The 19,336-nt window shown below is 61.8% G+C and carries 16 protein-coding genes and 3 pseudogenes; 4 read left to right on the top strand and 15 right to left on the bottom strand.

The annotated features are described in order from the left end of the window. Positions 1-119: 119 nt before the first annotated feature. From JWJ88_RS19560 to JWJ88_RS19575, 4 genes are all read right to left on the bottom strand, one after another. Complete coding sequence (locus JWJ88_RS19560) at positions 120-1,541, bottom strand: alanine/glycine:cation symporter family protein (protein ID WP_240200306.1); 1,422 nt, start codon at positions 1,539-1,541, stop codon at positions 120-122. 345 nt (positions 1,542-1,886) lie between these two features. After that, positions 1,887-3,953, bottom strand: a complete 2,067-nt coding sequence (locus JWJ88_RS19565) for a TRAP transporter permease (RefSeq protein ID WP_205296092.1) — start codon at positions 3,951-3,953, stop codon at positions 1,887-1,889. A gap of 82 nt (positions 3,954-4,035) precedes the next feature. Further along, the gene (locus tag JWJ88_RS19570; protein ID WP_205296093.1) at positions 4,036-5,037 is read right to left on the bottom strand and encodes a TAXI family TRAP transporter solute-binding subunit; all 1,002 of its coding nucleotides are present in this window, start codon (positions 5,035-5,037) and stop codon (positions 4,036-4,038) included. Positions 5,038-5,819: 782 nt separating this feature from the next. Beyond that, positions 5,820-6,950 carry an aminotransferase class V-fold PLP-dependent enzyme gene (locus tag JWJ88_RS19575; protein WP_205296094.1) on the bottom strand — a complete coding sequence of 377 codons (1,131 nt, stop codon included), beginning with the start codon at positions 6,948-6,950 and terminating at the stop codon, positions 5,820-5,822. 474 nt (positions 6,951-7,424) lie between these two features. Here JWJ88_RS19575 and JWJ88_RS21915 point away from each other — a divergent pair, with 474 nt between their 5' ends. Next, positions 7,425-9,356, top strand: a complete 1,932-nt coding sequence (locus tag JWJ88_RS21915; protein WP_240200307.1) for a Hint domain-containing protein — start codon at positions 7,425-7,427, stop codon at positions 9,354-9,356. A gap of 188 nt (positions 9,357-9,544) precedes the next feature. Further along, positions 9,545-10,338: pseudogene (locus JWJ88_RS19585) on the top strand (IS5 family transposase). Between the two features lie 270 nt (positions 10,339-10,608). On the opposite strand, the gene JWJ88_RS19590 reads toward JWJ88_RS19585, so the two are convergent. Beyond that, complete coding sequence (locus JWJ88_RS19590) at positions 10,609-11,028, bottom strand: hypothetical protein (RefSeq protein ID WP_205296096.1); 420 nt, start codon at positions 11,026-11,028, stop codon at positions 10,609-10,611. A 146-nt stretch (positions 11,029-11,174) separates the two neighbouring features. On the opposite strand from JWJ88_RS19590, the gene JWJ88_RS19595 reads away from it, so the two are divergent. Then, on the top strand, positions 11,175-11,462 hold the full coding sequence (locus JWJ88_RS19595) for a hypothetical protein (protein WP_205294645.1): 288 nt from the start codon (positions 11,175-11,177) through the stop codon (positions 11,460-11,462). Between the two features lie 580 nt (positions 11,463-12,042). On the opposite strand, the gene JWJ88_RS19600 is transcribed toward JWJ88_RS19595, so the two are convergent. The 3 genes from JWJ88_RS19600 to JWJ88_RS19610 all read right to left on the bottom strand — a co-directional run bounded on the left by JWJ88_RS19600 (position 12,043) and on the right by JWJ88_RS19610 (position 13,013). Continuing rightward, the gene (locus JWJ88_RS19600; RefSeq protein WP_205296097.1) at positions 12,043-12,372 is read right to left on the bottom strand and encodes a type II toxin-antitoxin system RelE/ParE family toxin; all 330 of its coding nucleotides are present in this window, start codon (positions 12,370-12,372) and stop codon (positions 12,043-12,045) included. A gap of 4 nt (positions 12,373-12,376) precedes the next feature. Further along, a complete protein-coding gene (locus JWJ88_RS19605; protein ID WP_205296098.1) occupies positions 12,377-12,631 on the bottom strand; it encodes a ribbon-helix-helix domain-containing protein in 255 nt (84 codons plus the stop codon). A gap of 97 nt (positions 12,632-12,728) precedes the next feature. After that, positions 12,729-13,013 carry a hypothetical protein gene (locus JWJ88_RS19610; protein ID WP_205296928.1) on the bottom strand — a complete coding sequence of 95 codons (285 nt, stop codon included), beginning with the start codon at positions 13,011-13,013 and terminating at the stop codon, positions 12,729-12,731. A 50-nt stretch (positions 13,014-13,063) separates the two neighbouring features. Here JWJ88_RS19610 and JWJ88_RS19615 point away from each other — a divergent pair. Next, a pseudogene (locus tag JWJ88_RS19615) lies at positions 13,064-13,516 on the top strand (recombinase family protein); the annotation flags it as partial. Position 13,517: 1 nt separating this feature from the next. On the opposite strand, the pseudogene JWJ88_RS19620 reads toward JWJ88_RS19615, so the two are convergent. The 7 genes and pseudogenes from JWJ88_RS19620 to JWJ88_RS19650 form a co-directional block, all read right to left on the bottom strand. Continuing rightward, positions 13,518-13,817, bottom strand: a pseudogene (locus tag JWJ88_RS19620) (biotin carboxylase N-terminal domain-containing protein); the annotation flags it as partial. Between the two features lie 41 nt (positions 13,818-13,858). After that, the gene (locus JWJ88_RS19625; RefSeq protein ID WP_205296099.1) at positions 13,859-14,671 is read right to left on the bottom strand and encodes an alpha/beta hydrolase; all 813 of its coding nucleotides are present in this window, start codon (positions 14,669-14,671) and stop codon (positions 13,859-13,861) included. Between the two features lie 55 nt (positions 14,672-14,726). After that, on the bottom strand, positions 14,727-15,455 hold the full coding sequence (locus JWJ88_RS19630) for an SDR family NAD(P)-dependent oxidoreductase (RefSeq protein WP_205296100.1): 729 nt from the start codon (positions 15,453-15,455) through the stop codon (positions 14,727-14,729). A gap of 10 nt (positions 15,456-15,465) precedes the next feature. Then, entirely contained in the window at positions 15,466-16,758 is a 1,293-nt protein-coding gene (locus tag JWJ88_RS19635; RefSeq protein WP_205296101.1) for a TRAP transporter large permease, read from the bottom strand. Next, a complete protein-coding gene (locus JWJ88_RS19640) occupies positions 16,755-17,273 on the bottom strand; it encodes a TRAP transporter small permease (RefSeq protein ID WP_205296102.1) in 519 nt (172 codons plus the stop codon). The genes JWJ88_RS19635 and JWJ88_RS19640 overlap by 4 nt, the downstream gene beginning before the upstream one ends. Before the next feature lie 58 nt (positions 17,274-17,331). Next, the gene (gene dctP / locus JWJ88_RS19645; protein ID WP_205296103.1) at positions 17,332-18,318 is read right to left on the bottom strand and encodes a TRAP transporter substrate-binding protein DctP; all 987 of its coding nucleotides are present in this window, start codon (positions 18,316-18,318) and stop codon (positions 17,332-17,334) included. Between the two features lie 28 nt (positions 18,319-18,346). Then, the gene (locus JWJ88_RS19650) at positions 18,347-19,291 is read right to left on the bottom strand and encodes a fumarylacetoacetate hydrolase family protein (protein ID WP_205296104.1); all 945 of its coding nucleotides are present in this window, start codon (positions 19,289-19,291) and stop codon (positions 18,347-18,349) included. Between the last annotated feature and the right edge of the window lie 45 nt (positions 19,292-19,336).

Here is a 19,336-nt window from a genome sequence, read left to right on the forward strand (position 1 = left end):
TGAGTCTGGAGCCAAAGAAGGGCTGTCCGCCGGCCGGGAGAGGCGATGAGTCGGCATAAGCGTATCGTCCTCTGTTCCCGTCGGATGGTTTCTGCTACGCGCGTCATCCGGCGTTCTGATCAGGACCAAATATCAGCATCGACGCCCTTGGCCATTTCGGGATGCTCGCGGATGTTGAACTTCGGAATTTGGCCTGCTTCGCGTTGCGCGAAATAGTTCCGCGTCAGTGCTACCACCGTGCCTGACAGGGCGACGATAGCGATCAGATTGATTGTCGCCATCAGCCCCATCGAGGCGTCGGCAAGATCAAACACCGTCGTAACGGCCTGCATTGCTCCCCAGATCACCATGACCAGCACCAGGCACCGCAGGGTGATCAGCCCAGCCCTGTTCCCGATCCCAAGAAAGGTCATCGCCATTTCCGAATAGGCATAATTCCCGATGATCGAAGTAAAGGCAAAGAAGAAGATTGCCACTGCCACGAACAACGGGCCCAAGCCTCCGATATGGTCGGCCATGGCGGACTGGGTCAGTTGCGTGCCCGTCAGTTCTCCCCCCGGCACGTAAACTCCTGAGAGCAGGATCATCAGCGCGGTGCAGGTGCAGATCAGGATCGTGTCGATAAAGACACCGAATGCCTGCACGAAGCCTTGGCTCGAAGGGTGGTGCGGATTGGGTGTCGCCGCTGCGGCGATGTTGGGAGCCGAGCCCATCCCCGCCTCGTTCGAGAACAGCCCGCGTTTCACCCCGTTCAGCATGGCGGCGGCGATGCCGCCCGTGATGCCGCCGGCTGCCTCGGTCAGGCCGAAGGCGTTTGACACGATATGGCCGAGCATTCCCGGAACTTCGCTGAGGTTCATCGCCACGACAATGATTGCAACAAGAAGATAGATGCCGGCCATGAAGGGCACGACATATTCCGCCACTGCGGCGATTTGCCGGATGCCGCCAAAGATAACCACGCCAGTCAGCGCCGCGATGGCAAGTCCGGTTGCCAGCTTGGGCAACCCAAAGGCCCCCTCCATCGCATCGGCGATCGAGTTCGCCTGCACCGCGTTGAACACCAGCCCGAAGGACAGGATAAGGCAGACCGAGAACACCGCGCCAAGCCAAGGCAGGCCAAGGCCATGGGCGATGTAGAAGGCGGGACCGCCGCGATAGACACCCCCGGTATCACTTTTGTCCTTGACCTTGTAGAGTTGGGCGAGCGTCGATTCCGCGTAGGCGGTCGCCATCCCGACAAGAGCCACCATCCACATCCAGAAGATCGCACCCGGCCCGCCAAGGACCAGCGCCACCGCCACCCCAGCGATATTGCCGGTTCCCACGCGCGACGCCAGACTGGTGCAAAGCGCCTGAAACGGAGAAATCCCTTGTCGGTCCGCCGCCGGGGCGGCGGTGATCGACCGGATCATTTCTCGGAAACGCAGGATCTGCTGAAAGCGGAGCCGGATGGTGAAATAGATCCCGACGGCCAGGAGACCGTAGATAAGGATATATCCCCAGAAGATCGTATTCAGGAAGTTGATAACTGTCGTCACCTTGGATTCTCCGGTTCGGGCGGAAAGGATATGCGACGCTTATTTCCAAAAGCCTAACCGGTATCCGGCAGCGGGGCAATTCCGGTCATGTTTTGGCAGGCCTGCTTTCAATATTTTCCCAAAAATAGGCCTAAGGCTGGGTATCCCTGAATCATCACATGGCTTACCGGGAAGCCGAAGCGCCCATCCGCGCCTCACTCTTGATTGCTGTGCCGCACTCGGCATCGCCCAGCATTTAGCTGGATTCGCAGAATGCGATGCGGACTCACGATCGCCGTGGTCTCACCCCCAGCCCCAGGGAAAGCCCGGTTGCTCCGGGTGAGACAAACATAATAAGCTGTTGGCTCACGTGACCGGTTCCGGGCTCGGGCCGGAACGTCCCGCTAGATACTGCCGCAGGACAACGACGCTAAGGATTGCCGCGCCAATCACGGTGGAGATGATTTCCGGCGCGATCATCAGCAGTGCAGCAATGGGCAGCAGCAGCCGTTCGATCAGAAGCAACGGTCCCAACAGCCAGTTTGTGATGGCTGCCGACAGCGCCACGATACCAAGAACCGCGCCGGCAAAGGCCAGCAGGAAGTCGGGCAGCGTAAAGGATTGTGTAACCAGCAAGAGAGAGGGCGAGAAGACGAAGACAAACGGCACCAGCGCCTTGCCCATCGACAACCGGAATGCCGTGTTTCCCGCCTTGAAGCCGTTTGCGCCCGCGATCCCGGCGCCGGCATAGGCCGCCAAAGCGACCGGTGGTGTTACATCGGCCAGCACACCGAAATAGAACACGAAGAAATGCGCCACCAGCGGCTCGACGTTCATCATCCCCAGCACCGGTGCCGCCACCGCAACCATGATGATGTAGTTCGCCGTTGTGGGCACGCCGCAACCCATCAGCACACAGACGACCGCGGTCATCAGAAGCGTAAGGAGCAGCGTCAGTGTCTGGATGCTGAGCAATTCGAACGGCAGCACAGCCAGCAGGCCATGCAAGGACATGGCCCAGTTCTGCGCCATGCTTGTCACCATGAAGGCAATCTTGAAACCGACCCCGGTCAGGGTCACGATTCCGATCACTACCCCGACAAGCGCCGCAGCCGCTGTCACGGCTAGCGACTGCCGGGCACCCGCGACGAAGCCTTCATAGATACCGGCGGCGGTTTCCTTGATGCCCTCGATAGTGCCGGCCGCCATGATCCGTTGGATCAGATAGACGATCATGCAGGCGGTGATGGCCCAGAAGGCCGATAGGAAAGGCGTGCGGCCCGACATCAGCATCCAGACCAGCAGGATCAGCGGAAAGACCGACAGCCAGCCTTCACGCAGGACCTTGACGGCTTTCGGCAACTCTTCCTGGCGCAGGCCACGGATGCCAAGGCGCTTGGCCTCAAGGTGGACCTGAACCAACACGCCGAAGAAATGCATGAAGGCCGGAACGATGGCCGCGATCAGGATGGTGCGAAGGGGGATGCCCAGATACTCAACCATCAGAAAGGCGACTGCACCCATCACCGGGGGGGTGATCTGCCCGCCGGTCGAGGATGCGGCCTCAACAGCGGCGGCGAAGTGGCGCTTGAAACCGATTTTGATCATGGCCGGGATCGTCAGCGCGCCGGTCGTCACGGTATTGGCGATCGACGAGCCCGAGATTGTGCCCAGCATGGCCGAGGAGATGACCGAGACCTTGGCCGGTCCGCCAGCGAAACGGCCGGCCAACGCGGTGGCCAGATCAATGAACAACTGCCCCAGCCCGATCTTTTGCGCCATGACACCGAACAGGACGAAGTGGAACACATAGGTGGCAATGACGCCAAGCGCGGTGCCGTAAATACCCTGCGAGGTCAGGTAGAGATGATTGATGATATTGGCCCAATCGGCGCCGGGGTGAACCAGGATCCCTGGCATCGACCTGCCAAAGTATGCGTAGGCGATGAACAACAGCGCGATGATCGGCAGCGGCCAGCCCATCGAGCGCCGGACCGCCTCCATCAGTGCCAACAGCAGCACGGTGCCCATGACGATGTCGATGGTCAGCGGATTGCCGACCCGGAAGGCCAACTGGTCATAGATCCAGGGCACATAGAAGGCACTGACCGCGCCGCCGATGGCAAGCACCCAGTCCGTCACCGGCACGCCAAGGACGGCGAAGCCATCTGTTCTGTGGCGATTGCGGGTCAGGGACGAGAAGCTGAGATAGACGATGAACAGCGACACGCCCATATGCAGTCCACGATGGGTCGTGGCCCGCGGAATACCAAAACCTGCGGTATAGAAGTGATAGACCGACAACAGGAAAAGGATGACGCCGGACATGATGGCAACCGGACGAGTGACCGTGCGGAACCGCGCTTCGGGATCGTATTCCTCTTCCAGAGCACGAAGCTCTGCATCGGAAAGCTGGCGTGTCGTTTCGGTCATTCGATCTTCCTGGTGTTCGGTTCAAAGGCAAAGAACGCGAACCGGGATCCGGTCGCGTCCTTTCGTTACATAAGGAGCAGTTTCACTCGACCTTGCCGGCCTCTTTGTAGAAACGCTCGGCACCGGGGTGAAACGGGATGCCGGCGCCCTGAACCGCGCTGTCCAGCGTGATTTGCTTGCCTTTGGCATGTCCGACGGCAAACAGCTTTTGCGTGTTGTCGTTATACAGGGCCTGAACGATGCCATAAATCAGTTCATCCGGTTGGTCCGCATTGGTGACAAGCTGGGCACCTACCGAAAGTGTGGTGGTATCGGCGTCCTGCCCCTCATAGGTACCAGCCGGAACCGTGTCGGTAGCGAAGAAGGTGTAGGCCTCGCGCAGCTTGTCGACCTCGGGTCCGGTGATGGGCACCAATGCGATATCGTGCTGGCTGGCCAACTCGGCGATCGCGCCTGCCGGATAGCCGCCCACAAAGAAAAAGGCGTCCATCGCTCCATCCCGCATCCTGTCGGCCGCCTGATCCGGCTTGAGATATTCCGGCGTGATGTCGGATTCGGACAGACCGAATGCCTCCAGAATGATCTTGGCGTCCACCAGCGTGCCGGAGCCGGGTTCATCCAGCGAGACCCGCTTGCCCTTGAGATCGGCAACCGAGGCGATGCCCGCATCCTTGCGCGCTACCAAGTGGATGCTTTCCGGGTAGAGGTTGGCGATCAGGCGCAGCTTCTCGACGGCCGGTTGGCCTTCCCACAGCCCAGTGCCGGTCTGCGCCCAATAGGCTACATCGGATTGGCTGAAGCCCGCCTCCATCGCGCCGCCGTTGATGGCATTCACGTTGCCGACCGAGCCGTTCGAGGCCACGGCTGTCGCGACCAGTCCCGGTACGCCGCAGGATCCGCCATCCTCACAAGCACGCGAACCTGGCGGGTTCGAGATGGCGTTCGCGATCAGCCCACCAATGGGATAATAAGTGCCTGCCGTGCCACCGGTGCCGATTCGGAAGAACGACATCTCTTGCGCTGATGCGGCTTGACCAAGCGAGGCAGCGATTGCGAAGGCGGCGAACAACGTCTTGATTTTCATGTGCATGTCCCTGTTTTATAGACGGTCAGAATCGAGACTAGCCCATAGCAGCAGATGACGACAACCGTTCAGGTTCCCGAAAATCCGCAGTGGTGTGGCTTTCCGAAGTTGCGACAGGCCAGAACCGCCTGAATTTTTCGGCGCATGAAACGAAAATTCTCATCAGAGGGATGCCTTCCACGCGGCCTCGACCCCACCTTCTGCCGAAACAGCCACGGACGGCGACGACCGGCGATTAATTGACGGGCATATTGCATTATGTCTGACAAGGATCACGAAGCCGATATCTGGAAGCATCGGAAATGATTACGAAGGGGAAATCTTTCTGTGCTATTCGAAGTGGTACCTCCAAGAGGAGACCCAAACACTGCGCCACAAAGTGTGCGGTATATATATTGAGGGGTTTGACGCAGATCTATAGTAAACAGGCTGTCAGCAAGCCAATATTCCAAGATGGAGACGTCGATCCTGCCAAGCTATCGGCACAGCATGATGTCGAATGCAAGCGTAAAGACATGTTAAAAGGTTGATAATCTTAAGTACGTAAAAATCTTCACCTCAGAATTTTTTCTGTTGCCTCGATTCTCTGTGCAAGAGGATGTCAAGTAAGCCGCTTTCGCGTAGCAAGGTTACAGCAAACCTAACTTCGTCCCTTGGCAGCCCAGTTTTTATGGAAATATCTTCTACGCCATAACCGTCTTCCAGCATTTTTCGGATCATTGGATGATAGCCTCCTGGTCCAGATTTAAGCATGATGCGGCATTCGCTTCAGAGGTGGTGGCTTAGTAATCGATGCGAAGAACCCTATCCGGTCTCTGCGTCAATAGGCCCTTCAGGCGCATCGTAACGTAATCAAGTTCATCTTCCCGCAGCGACGTGATCTCAAGGACAAGTTTGTTTGATCGGACCATATGATCCATCACAAAGATTGGCGGATCGAAGGATTGAAGATGATGGATCACCTTTCCTGCATCAAATTCAGGGGCGAGCTCCAGAACAACTCTGGCGAAGGGCAGACCGGTGGGATCAGGCTGCGAGAAGGTCTCTACGCCAGGCAGTCCGCGGACTTCATGGATAAACCTCTCTAGCTTCCTGGTCTGGTCAATCTGCCATGTTTCGATATCTAGATTCGCGCGTATCTCAAGCGCTGCAATCGTCCCGGCGATAGCTTCCTTGCTTGCCTTCATGCCGCGGCCGATGCCTTTCTCTTGCGCGCGGACGGCTGTCACCGCTGCCCTTGATCCCACAACCAGTCCTGCTGTGGGCCCAGCCAGATATTTCTGCCCGCTCAGAATGACGAGATCCGCGCCTGTGCTGACCAGTTGCCGCACGCGCATGTCCTGCGCAGCGCCGTCAATGATAACGGGGATGTTCCGATCCTTGGCAAGTGCTACCGCCGCCGCCATATCAGGTCCGTTCCCGCCGGTAAGACGGGAGGATACGAGAAGCAGGCAGCAAATATCATCGTGAGACAGCGCATGACCGAGATCGGCCAAGTCCCATTCTGCCTTGGTCCCGACGAGATTTGGCTGACCGCCAGCAAGGCGAACGGCCTGCTCGATGGGCTGCCCGTAGTTCACATTGTGGCAGGCAGGTAGAAGAACCCGCCGTGCAAGACCGTCAGCGTCCGGGAGGCGCGCGACCGCATCGGCATTCTCCATGGTCATACAGGCCGCAACCGCCAAAGTGACGGCAGCTGCCGCACAGTGGACGACTGTGCCGGCCTCCGCTCCGGAAAACTCGACCAGATGTGCCGACACCGCCTCCTGCATCCCTTCAATCAGCACGTAGGCCCCCAGCGCCTTTGCAACGGCTGCTTGCACTTCGACATGGGATCTCGACACCCCGAGAGGGGTAAAAGTTCCTCTCGCATTGATGATGTCAGACAGACCAATCGTCTTGCCGAGTGCCATGCACCTATGCCTCCCGCAAAGGTTCGCTATGCCGCACTGCTAACCTAGGCGGCACTAGCGATCAATGAGATGGCCTATCGAGTCGGCTCTGAACAAATGAGACAGCCAATGCGTCGCGTTGATACCCGATCAGCCGCTTCGGGCCGACCTCGCCAGCCCGCAGGGCTCGCGGTCGAGCTCGGCGTCGCTTGCCGCATTCGGCTGGGCGTCGTGGGCGAAGCTGGCCACCTCCGGCGCTCGAAGAGCGCCTCTTCCGACGCGCCTTTACGAGACAAATTGTCTCATTGGACTATTCGAAAGGCAGTACCATCAGTCTATGAGGGCTCGAAATCCTTGGGCCTTGAATGTGCGCGTTTGTTGTGTGTTGCGCACTTTTATGGTTAATTTGCATGTTAAGTGAGGGCTTTTGCCCTTAACATACCGCACCCTGTGTCCATCAGCCGCGACGGTGTCGCCCGTTTCTAGAGTGTGTCCATGCCTGTCCTCATCGACGCCCCCGGAACCTATACAGTCATTCCGGGAGAGACCTATATTATTGATCCCAGCGTATCCGGCATCATCGAGTTCGTACCGCCATCCACGGCAGGAACGAACGACTTCACCGTCGAGCTCGATTCCAGCACGGACAGTGCCATGGTCATCTCCTTCAACGGCTCTGACCCGCTTTCACCCCTTGCGCCGACCGTGAATGTCGCGGAAGGCGCCACGGCATCAAACGTGAATTTCATCAATTCCGGCACGATCGAGTCACTGGACTATAATCTGGGGAACAGCTCTGCCATCGGTATGCTCAGCGGCGTCGATGGCACCGATCCAAATGAGGTCAAGACCACCGTTACGGGCGGCGACCACGTCACCATCGGCGGTTTCAACAACGCTGACAGCAGCAGCATCAGCGCCTCCAAGAGCGTCATAACGCTGGGTGACAATGCCACCATCACCGGTCCCATCGAGGCCGACTACGGCGGGCTGGATCTGACGGCCGGCGACAACTTCGAGTATACCGCCGGTGTGAATTTGAGCTTCGACTTCACAGTCGGGGACTGCAGTGTCACGCTTGGCGCCAATGCCGATACCCATGGCCAATCATTTTCCATGGGCAACTCGGGGCCCAACTACTCGGTCGAAGTCGGCGATGGCTCGGATATCGGCCATATCCTCATGGGCGGCGGCTCCGGCGACAAGAGCGTGATCCTGGGCGAGAACGTCAATACCGGCGATATCTCGATCGGCGGCAGCGGCCTTGCCGACGACCACATGCAGATCACGCTGGTGGCCGGCAACGGCACATATATCGGCGGCACAACAGGCATGGTCGGCAATATCGGCCTGGGCGGGACATTTGTGGACCGCACCATCACCTTTGGCGATGACGTCCATGTCGGCGGGCTGCTGGGAATGGGCGGAATGTTCGGCACCAACACCGTCGCCATCGGCGACCGTTATACCCAGGACGGTCGCTTTACCGGCTCCACCATCATGGGCTCCGATTACGTCATCATCGGGGATGACTGGCAGTTCAACGACAGCTTCACGCTGCAAGACGGTGATGATACGCTTCAGATCGGGGCCACCACACGTGATACAACAAGCGGCTCTGTATTAGGCGGTTTGGGGGTGGACGCGCTGACGATCATCGTTCCCGATGATGAGTTGGCAGCCTTCGACACCGCGGCCACAAACGCCGGCTGGACCAATAACGGCGATGGCACCTACAACCCGAACGGCCTGCCGCTGCTTTGGAAGAACACTACCTATTACGACTGGGAAAGTGCCCAACGCGTCCCCTGCTTCACCGCGGGAACGTTGATCCTGACGGCACATGGCGAAGTCCCGATCGAACAGGTCAGCGTGGGCGATCTGGTGCAGACCCGCGACAATGGCCTGCAGCCGGTGCGCTGGATCGGTTCGCAAAAGCTGGGCGCGGCCCAGCTGTCATCTGCGCCCAAATTGCAGCCGATCCGCATCAAGGCCGGGGCGCTGGGGCCGGATGCACCGCGACAGGACCTGCTGGTTTCGCCGCAGCACCGGGTGCTGGTGCGCTCGAAGATCGCCCAGAAGATGTTCGGCGCATCGGAGGTGCTGGTGGCTGCCAAGCAGCTTCTGCAACTGGATGGCTTCGACATCGCCACGGATGTTGATGAGGTCACCTATTTCCACATGCTGTTCGACCGGCATGAGGTGGTGGTGTCGAACGGGGCTGAGACGGAATCGCTCTATACCGGACCCGAGGCGCTGAAATCCGTGGGCAAGGCGGCGGTCGAGGAAATCTTCGCGCTGTTCCCGCAACTGGCGGATCCCGATCATGTCCCGGAGCCGGCGCGCTTTCTGCCCTCCGGCCGCCAGGCCCGCAAGCTCGGCCTGCGCCACCTGCAAAACCACCGTCAGCTCGTGATGAATGTATGATTTGAACAGACCACCAGTAACGTGGTCATCTGCCGCATCTGCCGCATCTGTCGGATTTGATCTTTTGTTCAGGGGGATTGCTGCGCTTACCTTCCTTCTAGGGCGTGTTGACAAAAGGGATTCACCGGGCGCGGTGATCGTGATTCAAGCTGGTATCTGCAATGGAGACCAGCGTGGCACGAAACCTGATGTCGAACGACGAGTGGGCGTTCTTTGAACGCTTCATCCTGGCTGTCCGTTCTCCGAACGGCCGCAAGCCCACGAACCATCGGCTTGTTCTGGATGGGATTTTCTGGATCGCCCGAACGGGGTCGCCCTGGCGCGACCTGCCGGAAGAGTTCGGCAAATGGTCGTCTGTCTATCGGCAGTTCCGGCGCTGGACGTTGGCGGGGCTGTGGGAACAGATCCTGGAGGCGCTGAACGAGAGCCGGATCGTGCCGGATGCGCTGCAGATGATCGACAGCACCGTGGTTCGCGCTCATCATCAGGCAGCGGGCGCAAAAGGGGGACTCCGCGCCAAGGTTTCGGCCGCTCGCGAGGTGGCTTCACGACCAAGATCCATCTGCGGGTCAATGCGGCAGGCCTGCCCATGAGAACCGAGATCACGGCCGGGCAGACATCGGACTACCTCGGCTTCGATCTGGTCATGGCTGACAACCTGCCCGAGCCAAGCGTTCTGCTCGCAGACCGCGGCTACGACTCCGACAACATCCGCAAGACCATGGAGGTGCGCGACGTGGTGCCGGTCATCCCCATGCGCAAAACCCGGAAGCTACGGGTCGCCGTTGACCGCAGGCTCTACCGCCTGCGCAATCTCGTTGAGCGGTGCTTCAACAAGCTCAAGAATGCCCGTCGCGTCGCCACCCGCTACGACAAGACCGCCGAAAGCTTCCTGGGCTTCATCGACATCACGTCGATCCGCCTCAGGGGCAGGGGAAGGCGGATCATTTACTGTATCGTCCCTTCTCGCACCAATACCTGACAGATACGCCGGGCTGCCTTTGGAATAGTTCTGCTGTTATGGCGCAGTTTTCTGAGTTGTAGTCAGGCCCGTCTTTCGAGTCGAAGGTTGCCATATGAATGCGCATATTGCCCCCTAGCGGGCTGCCCCTGTAGAGCGTGAATGTATCTTTATCGTTCGGCAGGCATCCCGCTAACCCAACAACCGCTGCCGCGAGAACTAACGACTTCATAGGAACCTCACAAATCTGCCTGTCCGCGACATAGTGCCGACCACTGGCCGGTCATTCTGCTAGTTCTGGGTGGGGCCGCAGTCTGCACGGTATACCGCCACCTTTTGAACGAGAGTCCCAACTTTGTTGCTTGACCACGCAACCTCATGGTTGGCCAAGTCAAAGTTGTAGATAACGACGTAGTTTTCATGAAAAGCGCCGACAGTCAGTAAATTACCTGCCGACATTATCGGGGACACCTGAGCGCCATCAGACCGATACCCATATGCCCCGATGGAGTCGTCAAACTGGATGTCCCATTCGTCTCCAAGCTTAACCAGAACGATCTTCCCGTTTCGCATGCCATCTTCTTCCCACTTCGAGCCGCCGGGATTCATCGTCTCATCCTTGGAGAAATAGGCATGTCCCGTGGATGCGCCGCAGCGAACAATGACGCCCTCCGTTGGCTGAGCAAAGGCTGGCCCCGCCGCCAGCACCATCACAACCTCCTGACGATTCTCACACCACCGTTACCACGACACGGCCCGCTTTTGAGAAGGCAGTTTTGTTCGTTGACTACACGGGGCGTTGTCGTTCGTGCCTGCCTGCCGCAAGATGCTCTGGTTCAAGCCGGAGAGATTATGACATGAAATCATTCGCCGCCGCCGCTATTCTCGCAATCACCGCCGCGCCTGCCTCTGCCGCCCTGAGCGGATATTGGGACAACTCCAAGATTATCCATGCCACCCTCGGCAATGACATGGTTGCGGACGCGCTCAAGCAGCAACCCGTCGAGAGCATCACCAGCACGGAGAGCGGCTACCAGATCCAGAGCCAAGATTGCCGTGTCGACGTCCAGGTGACGCGCACCGCACCCGACAGGCCCGGCCCCACTCGGTTCAGCCTCAAAATCGGCAAGGGGCAATGCTCTTGATCTTGCCGGGACGTCCCAGCGGCAGATTGTCCGGTAGCCTCTCGCGGTGAAATCGCAACAGAATAGCAGCGGGTTGCTATTCTTCCCTGTCGCTAAAGCCCAGCCATGGCGCATCTTCTGCCAAGGCGAGGGGCGAAAATCGCAGAATCGCGACAATCGCAGCGGCGCCGGTTCTCATCGTCCGATCCAGTCGCCATGAGGCGCAACCGCTTCATCGGCCCCTTTTGCAGCACGATACGCGCACGGGCGGTATGGGGTCATGCAAATCACCTGATTGGCGCAGAGATACGCGCGGGTGTGCGGGTGCGACGTGGGGTCATAGTCTGCGCGGGGTTTTCCGTAGCCGCAACGCGCGCGCCATAGGCGGGCAGCATTCCCGAGTATTCCCGCACAATCTTTTGCAGAGTGGGGGACATGATGGGGGAATAAATTCCCTGTAAAGGCTATTTTTACAATTAAATCAGCTATTTGCAGGATAATGATGGCGGAGCGAGTGACTCAAATACCGAACTCTCTCCCATCTTGTTGTCGGACCGTAGGTGATGAACGCGAAAACCTGCGCAGAAACGTCGGACAGGTATCAAGCCCGGCCTTGGCCCAACCCGAAATCCTCCCGGAACCGATCGATCTGATGCATGCGCTCGTGCAGGATCGTCACGATGCCGATGTCGCCGTTGGACAGATTCCGCCAATAGACGAAATAATGCTCGTAGCGGAAGAAGAACCCGTCCACGCCGAACTCGGCCGGAACCGGTTTCGAGGCGACGCCGTGCGAGGCGATCCGATCGAAGGCAGCGAACAGTCCGGTGATGTAGCGCTCGGCCTGTTCGGCACCCCACCGCTCCCGTGTATGACGGTAGATGTCGTCCAGGCGCAGCGACGCGCCTGCCGGTATGCGGATCCCGGCCATCCGGTCAGATCCGGTTGCGGGCGACGACCTCGGCGGCGGTCAGGGGCTGATAGCTGTCCTCGGGCGCTGCGAAGGCATGGGTCAGTTCGGCCTTCAGACGACTGAAAGCCGCAATTTCCGCCCGCTCCTTGTCGCGGCGGATCAGATCGCGAATGTATTCGCTGACGTTCTCGTAGGAACCGTTCTCGCCAACATTGGCGGCGACGAAGTCGCTCAGAGCACCGCCGACACGGACGGTCATGGTCGTGGTGCGGGACATGGGCCAGCCTCCTGTTGCTGTTTGCGTATTCAATATAACCAAAAACGAATACAAAGCAAGGCCGGACAGTTACCCGCCCAGCAGCATCGTGGCCATGTCAGTCGCGCTGATCGTCTCCCAACCGTCGCACCGAGTCCGGCAACTCGGTAATCGCCTGCCCGGCCGCCACGAGCTTGATGGCCAGCATAAGCTTTTCCCGGTCCGCCATCGCCAGAAATGTGCCCAGCACCTCGTCCGAATGCCGCGCCAAGGCGACGAGATGTTCTCCGCTTGGGCCGTATGTGTCCGAGAACCAGTTCTTCACCGTCTTCTCGTTGGCTCCGGTCCAGGCCGCAACCGTCTTGGCACCCGACCTGCTGTCGCCAAGGGAGCGCTTCAGCACGGACGCAATTTGAGCGGCATAGCAGCTGTCCGGCGGTGCGCCGCCGTGGCCATAGCCGCGAGCTCTCGGTGAGGGTCTTCGCCGGGCAATGCCGTCTTGTCGAGCTGGGTTTTCGTCAGGGCGGCGCAGCAGGGTACGGGCTGCGAAGGGTGCTGATTGATGAACATGGGAACAAGAAGGGAGAATTATCGCGCGGCGAGCAGAAAAGTCTCCAGACAGACCGTGTCGTTCTGGTTCCCGACCCTGACCAGGAGCAGGATGTCGTCCGGCGCATGTATCGGATGTTCGCGGAGGATGGCAGCGCCAAGCGCCAGATCGCCGAAGCCTTGAATGCCGAAGGGTATCTGACGGATTTGCAGCGATCTTGGACGCGGGCGTCGGTCCACCAGATCCTGACCAACGAAAAACACATCGGCAACAACATCTACAACAAGATTTCGTTCAAGCTGAAACGACAGCTGGTGATCAACCCTCGCGAGATGTGGATGAGGGCCGAAGGTGCCTGCCGGCTGCGTCGCAAGCCTCGACCAGCTCGGGGTTTTCCGACAGCAGCCCATAGCCGGGGTGGATGGCATCGGCGCCCGATTCCCGCGCCACGCGGATGATTTCGGGGATCGACAGATAGGCGCCTACCGGCGACAGGCTCTGCCCGATCTGCCCGATCTGCCCGATCTGCCCGATCTGCCAGGCCTCGTCGGCCTTGAAGCGGTGCAGGCTCAGCTTGTCCTTCTTGGCATAGACGGCGACGGTCTGCTTGCCCATCTCGCCACGATTGGCAGCAAGGATCTTGCGAAAATCGGTCATCAGCACCGTCCTGTCACGATGCTCCCGATAAGGGGGGCCGGTCACCCGCTGAGCAGCGCGCGGCACAACGGGCTGTCGGGATCGGCCAGCGGCGCGACCACGTCGAAATGGTGCCGGCCGGGGGCCTCGACGACGCGGGTCTCGGCGCCAAGGCCGGTCCAGATATTGGCCAGAAGCGCGCTCTGGCGGATGAATTCCGGGCGCTCGACCGTGCCGACCCATGTGGTCAGCCGGGTGCCAGGCACGGGTTCGGCCAGAGCCGGGCTTTCGGCGCGGGCCTCGGCAGGATCGAGGCGCAGCGTCGCGTTCAGATCAGTGCGCAGCAGCGGGCGCAGATCGTGCAACCCGCTGATCGACAGCACATGGCGGATGCGGGCGCGCAGGCGGTCAGGCAGCGCGACATCGCGGCAGACCATGCGGGTGACCAGCTGGCCGCCGGCGGAATGGCCAGCCAGCAGGATCGGCCCGGCGACCTCCTCCGCCAGCCGATGCAGCGCGGCGGCGATCTGGCCGGTAATGGCGCCGATGCGCGCCGCCGGCGCCAGCACATATTGCGGGATCGCCACCGCCCAGCCGCGCGCCAACGGCCCGGCGGCCAGATGCGACCACCAGTCCTTGCCGAACTGCATCCAGAAGCCGCCATGCACGAATATCACCAGGCCGCGCGACGGGCCCTCGGGCAGGAACAGGTCCGCGCGCAGCCGCGCCGCCGCGCCGCAGGCCAGATCGAGGCGGGCCACCACGTCGCTGCGGGCGCGAAATGCCGCCGCCTCGGCCGCCCAGCGCGCCGGAAACGCCGCGCCATCGGGGATGTGCGGGGTGTTGGCATAGGCGTCGGTCCAGTCCGTGATCATCGCAATCCTCGCTGGTCAGGCCGCCGGCAGCGCGAACAAGCTGTCTCGCCTGCCGTCACAGCCCGCTTCCGCCCAGCGATTTGCCGCCATCGACAAACAGGCACTGGCCGGTGATGAAATTCGCATCCTCGCCCAGGAAAAAGCTGACGGCGGCGGCGATCTCGTCGGGGCTGGCCGCCTTGCCGCGCGCCTCCAGCCCCTCCCATTCGGCAAACAGCTCGGCCGGGGCCGAGCGGGTCATCGGCGTGTCGGTAAAGCCCGGTGCCACCGAATTGACGGTGATCTGCCGCTCGCGCAACTCCATCGCCATGGCCCGGGTCAGACCGATCACCGCCGCCTTCGAGGCCGCGTAATGCGCGAACCGCCGTCCGCCCAGCGCGCCGCGCGACGAGATGGTGACGATGCGCCCGCCCGGCCCCATCCGCCGCGCACCCGCCTGTGCGATCAGGAAGGTACCGATCAGGTTGACCTCGGTCATGGCGCGGAAGTCATCTGCGGTCAGTGCGAACAAATCGCGGTCGGAATAGATGCCGGCCGCCGTCACCACCGCATCGACGCGGGCCTCGGCCGCGATGCAGTCCGCCACCGCCGCGGCATCGGTCACGTCCAGCGCGGCAGCGCGTATGTCGAGCCCCTGCGCCGAGAGACGTCCGGCGGCGGCCTCGACCGCATCGGTGTTGCGGTCGATCAGCACGCTGCGCCAGCCCTCGGCCGCCAGCCGGGCGGCGATAGCCTCGCCGATGCCCTGCGCGGCGCCGGTCACGAAAACGGTCTTGCGAGTCATGGTTGATACCTCACCGATAGCCGAACGAATGCGGCAGGAACAGGATGATGTCGGGAACCAGCACCATCACCAGCAGCAGCGCCACCAGCGCCGCGCAGAAGGGCAGCACGGCGACGAACACCTTCTGCAGCGGCGCGCCGGTCAGGCTGGACAGCACGAACAGCACCAGCCCGTAAGGCGGCGTGATCAGCCCGATCATGAAGTTGATGACAGCGATCACCCCGAAATAGTTCAGGTCGATGCCCAGGGCCTTGACCGAGGGCAGCAGCAGCGGGATCACCACCAGCAGGATGACCGAACCGTCCAGGAAACAGCCCAGCACCAGCAGCAGCACGTTCACCACCAGCATGAAGGCCAGCGGCGACAGCTGCATCGATTCGATCCAGCCGACCAGAGCAGCACCCAGACCCTCGTTGGCGATGGCATAGTTGACCACGAAGGCGCTGCCGATCAGCAGCATGGTCGAGGCCATCTGCCGCATCGAGATCTCGAAGGCCGCCGGCAATTGCCGCAGGCGCAGGCTGCGCATGATGACCACGCCCAGGATGATGCCCCAGAAGGCGGCGACGGCGGCGGATTCGGTGGGGCTGAACATGCCCGACCAGATACCGCCCAGCAGCACGATGGGCAGGGTCAGCGGCAGCACCGCGCGGCCCAGCAGCGCCGGACCCTCGCCCTTGATCACGCCCACCCCGGCGGGCAGGTCATAACGGCGCGCCATGATGGCGACGGTGGCCATGATGACCAGCGCCATCAGCAGGCCGGGCACGATGCCGGCCAGAAACAGCGTGCCGATCGAGGCGCCCGACAGCATGGCATAGATGACCAGCGGGATCGAAGGCGGGATCACCGGCGCGATGACGCTGGCCGCCGCCGTCACCGCCACCGCCAGATGCAGCGGATAGCGACCGATCTGCCGCATCATCTTGACCGCCACCACGCCCGGCCCGGCGGCCTCGGTCACCGCGCTGCCGGTCATCGAGGAAAAGATGATGCTGACCACCACGGTCACATGGCCGGTGCCGCCGCGCAGCCGCCCGACCAGCGCGTTCGCCGCCCCCCACAGCCTTTCGCTGATGCCGCTGTCGTTCATGATATTGGCGGCGAGGATGAACATCGGGATGGCGACCAGCACATAGATGCCGGTCATCTGGCCCATGACCTGATCGACCAGCAGGCCGGGATCCTGGCCGGTGGCCAGGAAATAGACCGCCCCCGCCAGGAACATCGACAGCGCGATGGGCAGGCGGACGATCGAGGCCGCCACGAAGGCCGCCAGCAGCGCGATGAGGCCCGGCGTCATAGCGTGACCTCCTCGAGCGTGTCGGTGGGGATCAGCTCGGCCAGCGCGACCTCGTGGTCGCCGAATGTCAGCCGCCAGGCGAGGATGGCCAGCCGCAGCCCGATGGCGAGGATGAAGACCGGAAAGATCGCATAGACATGATCGAGGCGGATCCCCACCATGTCGGTGGTCATGATGCGCATGAACAGGACGTAATCGACCAGCGCATAGAACACCCGCGCGAAGACGACGATGAAGCCCAGGCACGCCGCCACCATCGACACGCGCTGCCAGCGCGGCGGCAAGGCGCGGAACACCATGTCGAAAGCGATGAATTCCCGCCAGGGCAGCACGAAGGCCGAGGCGAAGAACACCACCCAGGCGGCAAGGATGGTGACCACCTCGTCCACCCATGATTGCGGATGCCCCGAGTAGCGCAGCGCCACCCCGATGATGAAGATCGCGAAGATCGCGAACATGCCGAGAACGGACAGCCGGCGCGCCGCCTCCCGCAACCCGGACCAGAGCCCTGTCATGTCAATTCCTCCCCCTTGATAAACGACGGGCGGCAGGTCGCCCCGCCACCCGGTCCCGTCACTCCACCGCAGCCACCTCGTCGAGCAGTTCGACACGCCAGCCCTTCATCATGCCGGGCTGGGCATAGACTGCATCGACGCTGGCGCGGAACGGCGCGAGGTCGGGGGTCGAGAAGAGCTTGCCCTCGGCCTCGAATCTCTCGCGCGCGGCGGTCTCGGCCCCGCGGGTCAGGCGGATCTGCTCGGCCGTGCCCTCCTTGGCCGCATCGCGCAGGGTCTGCTGCTGATCGGGCGTCAACTGGTTCCAGGCCTTGCCCGAGATGGCGAAGAACACCGGCTGCACCAGATGATCGGTCATCACGAATTCCGCCGTCACCTCGTCGAATTTCCAGTCGGCGACCAGGTTCAGCGGGTTGTCCTGTCCGTCGATGGCGCCGGTCTTCAGCGCCAGATAGACCTCGGTCGCCGGCATCGACACCGGCACCGCCCCCAGTGCGGTGGCGAGGTTCTGATAAGCCGCCCCCGGCGCCATGCGCAGCTTGATCCCGTGCAGGTCGTCGGGGCTGGTCACGCCATGCTCGCTGCGCAACCCGATGGTGCGAGTGCCCAGATAGCCGGTATCAAGGATGACGACGCCCATCTTCTCCTCAACATCGCTGTAGAACCGCGCGCCGATCTCGCCGTTGAAGACCGCCAGCATGTGGTCGACATCGCGATAGACATAAGGCTTGCCCAGCGGTCCGTATTCGGGCAGCTGCTGCTCGATTTCATAGACGATGGGGGTGGCCATCTCCAGGTTGCCGCGCTGCATGGCCGGCAGTTCCGTGCCCTGCTTGAACAGGCTGCTGGAATGGTGGATCGTCACCTTGATCTCGCCCGGATAGGCTGCCTCCATGCGCTGCTTGATGACTTCGAAACCATCGACCAGCGGGTTGCCGGGCGGCGCGGCCGAGGAGATGCGGATCTCCATCTCGGCCTGGGCGGCGCTGGCGCCGAGGGCCAGCGCGGCAGCGGTGGCGACGGCGGCGATGCGGTTGAATGTCATCGGTTCTTCCTCCCCTTTATGGATGATGTCAGGCCAGCGGCGTGCGGATGGCGGTGACGGGCGGCTGCACCGTCACCGACAGCCGGCCGATGCCCTCGATGGCGGCGTCAAGCCGGTCGCCGGGCTTCAGGAACTCGCCCTTCGGGACGCCGACGCCGGCCGGGGTGCCGGTCAGCACCACGTCGCCGGGGTCAAGCTGCATGATGCGCGAGGCGACACTGATCTGCTCGGCGATGGAAAAGATCATGTCGCCGGTGGTGTCGTCCTGCTTGCGCGTGCCGTTCACGTCCAGCGTCAGGCGCAGCGCCTGCGGGTCGGCGATGGCGCTGGCGGGCACGAAACGCGGCCCCAGCGGGCAGCAGCTTTCCTGCGCCTTCCCGGCCACCCAGTCCAGCTTGTAGAAGGTGTCGGCCGCCTTGTTGAGGTCGCGCGCGCAGGCGTCGATGGCCACCATGTAGCCGGCGACATGGGACAGCGCATCCTCGGGCGCGACGGCGCGGGCGGGCTTGCCGATGACCGCGGCCAGCTCGATTTCCCAATCCATCTGCGCGGTGTCCAGCGGCATGTGCAGGGTGTCGCCCTCGCCGACGACGGCATTGCGCGGCGGCTTGAAGAAGAAGAACAGCCGCTGGTTCTGCCTGGTGGCGCCCTTCACCCCCATCTCTTCCAGATGGCGGTAATAATTCGCGCCCGCACACAGCACCTTGCCCGGATAGAGGATCGGCGCCAGCCGCACCCCGTCCGCGACCCGCGCCGCCGGATCGGGGCGTTCGGCCAGCGTCGCCAGCAGGGCCGCGCTGGCCGGCCAGTCGGCAAACAGCCCGGCCACGTCGCGCGCCGGCGCGCCGGCGCCCTCCAGCAGGCGGCGCAGGTCGTAAAGCCCGGTCGCGGTCTCCAGCACCGGCAGCGGGCCCCCGGCCCCCTGCAGCGTCGCCAGCGCCCAGCGCACCCCATCGGCAAGATCGTCGTGCATGAACCCCTCCCCCTGAATCGAATCTTGACTTCCCGTTCAGGGTAT

This window comes from Paracoccus methylovorus (assembly GCF_016919705.1).
Classification (GTDB): Bacteria; Pseudomonadota; Alphaproteobacteria; order Rhodobacterales; family Rhodobacteraceae; genus Paracoccus; species Paracoccus methylovorus.

Bases quoted from the DNA above. Each gene is read 5' to 3' on its own strand.
- JWJ88_RS19600 (WP_205296097.1), bottom strand. From the start codon at position 12,372: ATGGCCGGGATCCGCATACCGGCAGGCGCGTCGCTGCGCCTGGACGAC.
- JWJ88_RS19565 (WP_205296092.1), bottom strand. From the start codon at position 3,953: ATGACCGAAACGACACGCCAGCTTTCCGATGCAGAGCTTCGTGCTCTG.
- JWJ88_RS19635 (WP_205296101.1), bottom strand. From the start codon at position 16,758: ATGACGCCGGGCCTCATCGCGCTGCTGGCGGCCTTCGTGGCGGCCTCG.
- JWJ88_RS19625 (WP_205296099.1), bottom strand. From the start codon at position 14,671: ATGATCACGGACTGGACCGACGCCTATGCCAACACCCCGCACATCCCC.
- JWJ88_RS19650 (WP_205296104.1), bottom strand. From the start codon at position 19,291: ATGCACGACGATCTTGCCGATGGGGTGCGCTGGGCGCTGGCGACGCTG.
- JWJ88_RS19590 (WP_205296096.1), bottom strand. From the start codon at position 11,028: ATGGTGCTGGCGGCGGGGCCAGCCTTTGCTCAGCCAACGGAGGGCGTC.
- JWJ88_RS21915 (WP_240200307.1), top strand. From the start codon at position 7,425: ATGCCTGTCCTCATCGACGCCCCCGGAACCTATACAGTCATTCCGGGA.
- JWJ88_RS19575 (WP_205296094.1), bottom strand. From the start codon at position 6,950: ATGGCACTCGGCAAGACGATTGGTCTGTCTGACATCATCAATGCGAGA.
- JWJ88_RS19640 (WP_205296102.1), bottom strand. From the start codon at position 17,273: ATGACAGGGCTCTGGTCCGGGTTGCGGGAGGCGGCGCGCCGGCTGTCC.
- dctP (WP_205296103.1), bottom strand. From the start codon at position 18,318: ATGACATTCAACCGCATCGCCGCCGTCGCCACCGCTGCCGCGCTGGCC.
- JWJ88_RS19605 (WP_205296098.1), bottom strand. From the start codon at position 12,631: ATGTCCCGCACCACGACCATGACCGTCCGTGTCGGCGGTGCTCTGAGC.
- JWJ88_RS19595 (WP_205294645.1), top strand. From the start codon at position 11,175: ATGAAATCATTCGCCGCCGCCGCTATTCTCGCAATCACCGCCGCGCCT.
- JWJ88_RS19570 (WP_205296093.1), bottom strand. From the start codon at position 5,037: ATGAAAATCAAGACGTTGTTCGCCGCCTTCGCAATCGCTGCCTCGCTT.
- JWJ88_RS19630 (WP_205296100.1), bottom strand. From the start codon at position 15,455: ATGACTCGCAAGACCGTTTTCGTGACCGGCGCCGCGCAGGGCATCGGC.